The organism is Hydrogenophaga sp. (assembly GCF_051007235.1).
Lineage (GTDB): Bacteria > Pseudomonadota > Gammaproteobacteria > Burkholderiales > Burkholderiaceae_C > Hydrogenophaga.
The window spans coordinates 1-7,347 of record NZ_JBPCSJ010000347.1; the positions used below are offsets into that span (position 1 = coordinate 1).

Annotated in this window: 9 protein-coding genes; 3 read left to right on the forward strand and 6 right to left on the reverse strand. The window is 69.1% G+C overall.

What is annotated here, in order from left to right:
• A partial coding sequence (locus ACR2JA_RS12340) for a stalk domain-containing protein (RefSeq protein WP_434009377.1) occupies positions 1-1,250 on the reverse strand: 1,250 nt, incomplete at its 3' end.
• Between the two features lie 130 nt (positions 1,251-1,380).
• Here ACR2JA_RS12340 and ACR2JA_RS12345 point away from each other — a divergent pair.
• The 3 genes from ACR2JA_RS12345 (at position 1,381) to ACR2JA_RS12355 (ending at position 3,898) form a co-directional block, all read left to right on the forward strand.
• Entirely contained in the window at positions 1,381-2,334 is a 954-nt protein-coding gene (locus tag ACR2JA_RS12345) for a helix-turn-helix domain-containing protein (protein ID WP_434009378.1), read from the forward strand.
• A 9-nt stretch (positions 2,335-2,343) separates the two neighbouring features.
• A complete protein-coding gene (locus ACR2JA_RS12350; RefSeq protein WP_434009379.1) occupies positions 2,344-3,126 on the forward strand; it encodes an MBL fold metallo-hydrolase in 783 nt (260 codons plus the stop codon).
• 70 nt (positions 3,127-3,196) lie between these two features.
• Positions 3,197-3,898 (forward strand): enoyl-CoA hydratase/isomerase family protein, encoded by a 702-nt coding sequence (locus tag ACR2JA_RS12355; RefSeq protein ID WP_434009380.1) that lies wholly within the window; start codon positions 3,197-3,199, stop codon positions 3,896-3,898.
• Here the strand turns inward: ACR2JA_RS12355 and ACR2JA_RS12360 are convergent, their stop codons facing one another.
• The 5 genes from ACR2JA_RS12360 to ACR2JA_RS12380 form a co-directional block, all read right to left on the reverse strand.
• A complete protein-coding gene (locus tag ACR2JA_RS12360; protein WP_434009381.1) occupies positions 3,899-4,450 on the reverse strand; it encodes a glycine zipper 2TM domain-containing protein in 552 nt (183 codons plus the stop codon). It lies immediately after the preceding gene.
• Between the two features lie 86 nt (positions 4,451-4,536).
• Entirely contained in the window at positions 4,537-4,752 is a 216-nt protein-coding gene (locus ACR2JA_RS12365; RefSeq protein WP_434009382.1) for a hypothetical protein, read from the reverse strand.
• A gap of 134 nt (positions 4,753-4,886) precedes the next feature.
• Positions 4,887-6,146, reverse strand: a complete 1,260-nt coding sequence (locus tag ACR2JA_RS12370) for a type II toxin-antitoxin system HipA family toxin (RefSeq protein WP_434009383.1) — start codon at positions 6,144-6,146, stop codon at positions 4,887-4,889.
• Positions 6,143-6,577: a helix-turn-helix transcriptional regulator gene (locus tag ACR2JA_RS12375; RefSeq protein WP_434009384.1), complete on the reverse strand. Its 435-nt coding sequence runs from the start codon at positions 6,575-6,577 to the stop codon at positions 6,143-6,145. Before ACR2JA_RS12375 ends, ACR2JA_RS12370 begins: the two co-directional genes overlap by 4 nt.
• Positions 6,578-6,632: 55 nt before the next feature.
• Positions 6,633-7,076, reverse strand: a complete 444-nt coding sequence (locus tag ACR2JA_RS12380; protein ID WP_434009385.1) for an ankyrin repeat domain-containing protein — start codon at positions 7,074-7,076, stop codon at positions 6,633-6,635.
• Between the last annotated feature and the right edge of the window lie 271 nt (positions 7,077-7,347).

The window sequence follows — 7,347 nt, forward strand, 5'->3', positions numbered from 1 at the left end:
ATGCCGTACTCGCCCGAATCCAGGTAGGCCTTGAAGTACCAGCCCACGTCCGGGTCGCCGTAGGGCACGATCATGCCGCCCAGCGTGCCCTCGTACAGCACCTTGCGCTTGGTGCCCTTGTCGTTGTAGGTCACGGTCGACAGCGTCAGGCCGGTGCGCGAATTCAGGCCGATGTGGAAGTCCCAGTTGCGCCAGTTCAGCGTGTTGCCGGTGATGGTGTAGTTCTTGCCCTCGGGCTCGGTGATGTGCAGCGGCTTGTGCGGCTTCGCGCGCGCACCGGCGCTGCCGTCGTAGGGCGTGGCCTTCATCGGCACCGGGATCACGCCCGCGTCCTCGATCTTGATGACCTTCTTCTGCTCCAGGTCCACCACCGCCACCAGGTTCTCGATCGGGTGCGCCCAGTAGTTGTTGTCGCCCACGTCCAGGTAGCTCACCACCTTGAGCAGGCGCTGCTCCTGCTTCAGCCCGTCCTTGCCGTCAAAGTAGCCCACGGTCAGCGGCGTGGCCACCACCTTCTTCACGTCGTTGATGCCGCGCAGCTTCAGCGCCTGGGCGTACTCCGGGCTGGCCTCGATGGCCGCCTGCACACCGGCGAAGTCGTCGATCAGCACCATGCCGTGCGCGCCCTCCACCGGCTGCCACTGCAGCACCTTCTTGCTCGCCAGGTCCACCGTGCCCTCGATCAGCTTGCGCCCGTCCAGGATCACGAACGACGCCTGTCGCGGCGCCTGCACCGGCTTGCCCTCCAGCGCGTGCGCCCACACCTGGTCTTTGGGCGGCGCCTTGAGCACGATCTCGGTGAAGCGGTACCCCGGCTTGAACTGCCCCGAGGCCTTGAGCGCGTCCAGCGTGGTCTTGATCTCGTCCGCCGTCAGCGGGTTCAGCGGGTTGGGCTTGCGCTCCACCACAAAGGTCTTGTCCAGACCCGACTGCAGCACCTGCTGGAAGAAGTCGTGCGACACATACGGCTGGCCTTTGCGCATCACCACCGGCACGGACAGGCGCAGCGGCGCGCCATTGACTTGCGCCGTGCTGGCTCCGGGCTTGACGCGCACCAGCGTGCTGTTGCGCGAGACGGTGAACAGCTGGGCAAAGCTGTCCCATTGCACGGTGGCGTTGGCGTCCTGGGCGGCTTTTTTCAGCGGCACCATCTGCGCGGCACCGCCATGGGCCAGGGCCTGCGGGGCCCACAGCGCGGCGGTGGCCAGGGCGACGGCACTCAGTGCCAGGGGAAGGGGGCGGGTGTTCATGCGGGGCTCCTTGTTGGGGCAGGGTCTGTCAGGCCTCGCACCTTAGGTCCGTTGCGCACCTCGGGGTTATCCGCATTTGGCAAATCTGCGCCGGCCCCAACAATGGCGCACAACTTGCATCGGTGCCGGCATGAACTTCGACCACTCCCACAAACGCACGCACGACGCCGACGAACAGGCCGCCAGCGTGCACGACTGGGACCAGCGCGACGAACAGCTCTCGGCCGGCCGCTTCGACGGCGTGGTCGACGAACTGCGCGTCGGTCCGGTGCAGGTGTTTGCCGAGCACGCCAACCAGACCGTCATGCAGGCCGGCCACCTCAGCCCCGACCGCCTGTCCATCGCGCTGGTGCGCGCCACCGGTGCCCCTGGCTGGTACTGCGGCCACCGCCTGACCGGCGAACACCTCATCGGCATCTCGGCCCAGGGCGACTTCGATCTGGTTGCCAGCGCCGGCATGCAGATCCTGGCGCTGTCGGTGGACGCCCAGGCCCTGCGCACCCTCGCCGTCCAGCTCGACGGCGCCGACACGCTGGTGCCCGACGTGCCCACCGTGCTGAAGCCGCCGCCAGACACGCTGGACCAGCTGCGCGGCCTGCTGAGCACCGCCCTGTCGCTGGGGCAGGACGGCACCGCGGCCGGCACCCACGCCGCCGCGCGCCGCATGCTGGTGCTCTCGCTGTGCGAGGCGCTGCTCGGCTGCCTCGGCAACGGCACGGCCACCAGCGCGCTGCCCGCCAGCGCCGCCAGCCGCCGGCGCATCGTGGCGCGGTCGCGCCAGTACATGCAGGACCACGCGCATGAAGTCATCGCCGTGCCCGACCTCTGCCAGGCCATCGGCACCTCGCGCCGCGCGCTGCAGTACGCGTTCGAAGAGGTCATGCAGATCAGCCCCGTCACCTACCTGCGCACCATGCGCCTGAACCGTGTGCGCAGCGAACTGCGGCAGTGCTCCGCCAGCACCGTGGGCGACGTCGCCGCGCGCTGGGGCTTCTGGCACCCCTCGCGCTTTGCCTGCGAATACAAGGCCCTGTTCGGCGAATCGCCGTCGGCCACGCGCGCGGCCAGCGTGTGCGCGGCCTGAGGCGGCTCCATGTCATCAGTGCCCGCGTCCTTGCCCGTTGTCCTGGGCGACTGGTTCAGCTTCCGTTCCCTCGGTAACGGCCTCACGCTCATCACCGAACCCCACGTCGTCCCGCTGCTTCGCTGCAACATCTGGCACATCCGCGGCCGAGACATCGATTTGGTGGTCGACACCGGCCTGGGCGTGAGCAGCCTCTACCAGGCCTCGCGCCACCTGTTCGGCCAGCGCGTCGCTGCGCTCGCCACCCACGTGCACCTGGACCATGTGGGCGGCCACCACGAATTCGCCGACTGCTGGTGCCACCGGCTCGAAGCGCCCGGCCTGCGCGGCGCCGACCCCGCCTTCACGCTGGGCGACATCGACCTGCGCGCGCTGGACTTTGCCGCGCCTGGCTACGAAACCGGTGGCCCCGCGCTCACCGCGCTGCCTGCGCCCGACTACGACCTCTCCACCTGGGACATCCAGCAAGCCACCGTCACGCGCGAACTCGAAGACGGCGACGTCATCGACCTCGGCAACCGCCATTTCGAAGTGCTGCACCTGCCCGGCCACTCGCCCGGCAGCATCGGCCTGTGGGAGGCGAAGACCGGCACATTGTTCTCGGGCGACGCGGTGTACGACGGGCCGCTGCTCGACGCCCTGCCGCACTCCGACCGCGCGGCCTACGCCCGCACCATGGAACGCCTGCTCAGCCTGCCGGTGCACGTGGTGCACGCCGGCCACGACCCGAGCTTCGGCCGCGAGCGGCTGCGCGAACTGGTGCGCGCCTACCTGGACCAGACCACCGCGTGAGGGCATCGGGTGCTGCCCGCGCCGTGCGGAATGGGTCCGGCCTTGCCCCAAGCCTGCTAGCCTGCGCCACATGCCTGCCACCCCACTCCTGCTCGACCGCGACGGCGGCGTCCTCACGCTGACGCTCAACCGCCCCGACAAACTCAACACCATTCACAACCCGCTGGCTGAAGCCCTGCTCGACGCGCTGCGGTTGGCCGCCACCGACCCCGCCGTGCGCGCCATCCGCCTGCGCGGCCAGGGCCGGGCCTTCTGCGCCGGCCGCGACGTGAGCGCCCCGCCCACCGACCGCGACCTCGAACTCGTGCAGGCCGTCTCGCGCGCCATCGTCACGCACCGCTGCCCGGTGGTGGCCGCCGTGCACGGCTGGACGGTCGGCGCCGGCTTCGAATGGATGATGAACGCCGATACCGTGTTCGCCGCCACCGACACCCGCTTCAAGCTGCCCGAAGCCAGCCTCGGCGTCTTCGTCACGGGGGGCCTTGTGGCCACCCTGCCCGCGGCCATCGGCCCCATGCGGGCCAAGGCGCTCACCCTGCTGGGCGACGCCTTCGACGCGCAGCAGGCCCTGGCCTGGGGCCTGGTCTACCGCTGCGTGCCGGTGGACGAACTCGACGCCGTGTCGCTCGCCGCCGCGCGGCAGATCGCGGCGCTGGCACCCGAGGTGGCGAGCGCGTTCAAACGCGTGCTCAACCAGATCGGGCTGGACGGTTTTGATCGCGCCATCGCAGCGGAGAACAACGTCCAGCGCAGCCTTGGCCGCGGTGCCTGATCAGGACCGCGCGTCCGGCACCGGCGTCAGCACCACCTGGCCGTCCTTCACCGGCAGCGTGTCACCCGGCTTGAAGTTGGTGCGCACCGTGGCCTCCTGGCCATTGAAGCGGTAGCGCACGTCGTAGCCCGCCAGCTGCTGCGACTTCAGCTGCACCGTCTTGCAGCGCTGCTCGGTGCGCGTGACCACGTCTTTCTGCTGCATGTTCTTTTGCACCTGGTTACCGGCGTAACCCCCGGCCACCGCGCCGGCCACCGTGGCCAGCGTGTTGCCGTCGCCGCGCCCGATGGTGCTGCCCAGCAGACCACCGGCCACCCCGCCCACCACCGTGCCGGCCACCCGGTTCGGGTCCTTCACGGGCGCCTGCTGGCTCACCTGCACGTTCTCGCAGCGCACCTGCGGCGTGCTCACGGTCTTCATGACCTCTTTCACCGCCACCACATCGGCCTGTGGCGGCTGCGCCAGCGTGCGGTAGCCCGACACGGCACCCGCGCCCAGCACCACCATGGCCAGGCCGCCCACGGCCATACCTTTGATCATCGACTTGTCCATCGCATTGCTCCTTGTTGATTCGTCAATCTAGTGCGGGCCCGCGCGGGTCTCGTGACAAAGCGTGTCCGAGCCAGGCGGGCCGCCGTTCAGCTCCGCGCCAGCGTGATCGCGCCTTTGGCCAGGTAGCGGTTCAGGTCCGACAGCGGCATGGCGGTCGCGCCATGCGCTTCGCCGTCGACCCAGCTCAGGGTGGCTTCGGACCGGCTCGTGGCGATCTCCACCGGGCCCTGGGGGATGCGCATCAGCGCCCCTTCGCCCGGGCGGAACTCCACTTTTCCGACGATCGTTGCGTGTTGTGCCATGGGGGACTCCTATCCATTGAGGTGAACCCCATTGTGGAAAAGGATGGTCCTGGCGCACATCGGCCAAGACGCGGTCCGGCCGTAGGACGGCACCTACAGCGCAGTGCCTGCCCGGGCGGTTTTCGGGGCGCAGGTCAGCGGTAGGCGTGCCGCTGCAACCGCAGAGCATCACGGTCGATGCTCGCGGCCAGCAACTCGCGGTCCGCCGCGCTCACGCCCAGAGCCGCAAAGTGCGCCTCCCAGCCATCGACCACCCGCGCCACCTCCTGCACCAGCTCAATCGCCCGTGCCCGCTTCAGGCCGAACTCGCTCAGCTCCGTCAGCGCGTTCTCCAGGCTGGATGCCGCGCCTTCGCGCCCCACCGCCATGGCCTGGTAGCCCAGGTTCTGCAGCGAAGGCACCACGTCGTAGGCCGGGGTCAGTGCCTGGTAGCCGTCGAACATCAGCCGCACGCTGTGGTTGCGTTCGTGGTCGTCGGTGTTGTCCATCAGGATGTTGAACACCATGCGCCGGAACAGCTCCTCGCGCATGGCGGCCTGCCGGTCGGGGTGGGCCAGCCGCAGCAGCACCGTGGCCAGTGCGCCGTAACTCTCGGGCAGGTGCGCGGCACGCAGCAGCGTGCGGGCCGACTGGCAATGCAGCCGGAACCCGTCCACCCGGTCAAAGCGTTCCACCGTCAGCGCGTGGCGCGCCCGGCCTTGGCGCGGTGGCAGCGGCAGCACGCCGGTGCTGGCCACGGTGATGCCAGCCTGCGCCGCCAGCGTCATCGTCGCGTGTTCCACCAGCGGCGTGTCCACCGCGTCGTCCAGCTCGGCAAACTTCACCACGCAGGGGCCGGCACCGGTCTGCAACAAGGCCTTGGGCCGCGCACCGCCCAGGCTCATGCCGGGCTGGATCAGGCGCTGCACATCGGGCGTGATGGGGGCCTGCGTCTGCACGTCTTCCACCGCGGCGCTCAGCTGCGCCAGATCGGCCAGCACCGGGTAAGGCCCGAAGCGGCGCGGGATGTACTGAGCGGCCGACACCGACACGCCCAGCGCACCAAAACGGTCGTCGCCCGCGAACAGCAGCATCTCCAGCACCGACAGCCGCGCCGGCCGCTCCACCTGCCGGATGATGCGTTCCCCCCAGCGGTCCGGCCGCGCATCGTCAATCGCGCCCGGCGCGTTGCCTTTCTCGTTGGCCGAAAACACCTGGCCCGCCACCAGCGGCAGGTCCTCGCTCAGCGGCAGCTGCCACCACGTGGCGTCGTAGGCAAAGGTCGCGCAGTCTGGCTGCAGCGCCGACAGCCCCAGTTCGCCCACCAGCGTGGGCGCCGCCGGGTTGACCAGGGCCCACAGGTACAGGCGGTCCTGCGGCACGTAGCTGGCGGGGGTGATGGTGGGCGGCGTCATGTCGGCTTCTTTCCGGGCGCTGCCATCAGCGACGACAGGCCGGCCGCCACCGCCCGGCCTGTGCCCGGCTCGCGTGCGGCGCTCGCACGGGGCGCCTCAGCCGCGGCCGCCCCGCGGGGTTTGCGCGGCTGGCGCACCCGGGCCACCTCGCGCTCCAGCGCCGCGTGGTCGTTCTCCGGCGCCACCAGGTCGGCCAGCCCCAGCGCCGGGTTGATCAGCCACAGGCACATCACATACGAAGCCATCGCCACCGAAGGGTCGCCGCGCTCGATGCGCGCCATGGTCGGCTGCGACACCCCCAGCTTGCGCGCCCACTGCGCCTGCGTCTCGCCGCGCCGCTTGCGCGCCACCACGATGTGCTGCGCCAGCCGTTCGATTTCCTGCCGGACGGCCTGCGGGTGGTCAACGGGGCTGATGTTCTGCGTTGGCATTCATAGAACTTGGTAAAACATCAAAAAACTAACATCTATGAATATTGTCGCTGTCTCAGCCGTTTTTCCCAAGCGGTTTGTCTGCCCGCTTGGCCCGCTTGGCCCGCTGGTCCCAGTCGCGCAGCGTCTGCAGCAGGCGGTTCTTCGCGTCGGTGTGGCGCTCGCCAAAGGTGCGGGTCATGCGCTCGTGCAGCGCCGCGTCCGGCGGCGGCGCGCCCACGGCCTTGAGCCGGTCCATCACCAGCATCACCACCTGGAAGCTGCCCGAATCCACCGCCAGCGTCAGCGGCGTCTGCCCGTCGGCCGCCGCGTCCAGCACATTGGCGCCGTGGTCCAGCATGTGCTGCACCACCCCCTGCTTGCCGGCCGCACAAGCCCAGTGCAGCGGCACCAGCCCGCCCTCCAGCCGCGCATTGAAGTCGGCGCCGGGCGCGAGGTGCTCCGCGGCCAGGGGCCAGCCGGAGGCTTTGATCATTTGCTGGTGCTTCCAGTCGGTCATGGGGGTGCTTGAAGATGGGGAGAGTTGCAAGGTTAAGCGATGCGATGCAAGGGGAGTCGGTGTTGGGTTCTTTGTTTCGAGGGGTATGTTCTGGGTTCAATCTTGAGCGAGTGCCAGATCAAACACCCGGAGGCCGTCACTGCGAGTGCCAAAGCCAGCAGAGATTCCTGGCTCTAACGTGTGACTTGTCTGTAGACTGCGGCCTGCGGGATTCGTCGTTAGTCAAATTTGACGCATAAGTTTCTTGACCAAAACTCCAATCAAGGGTGAA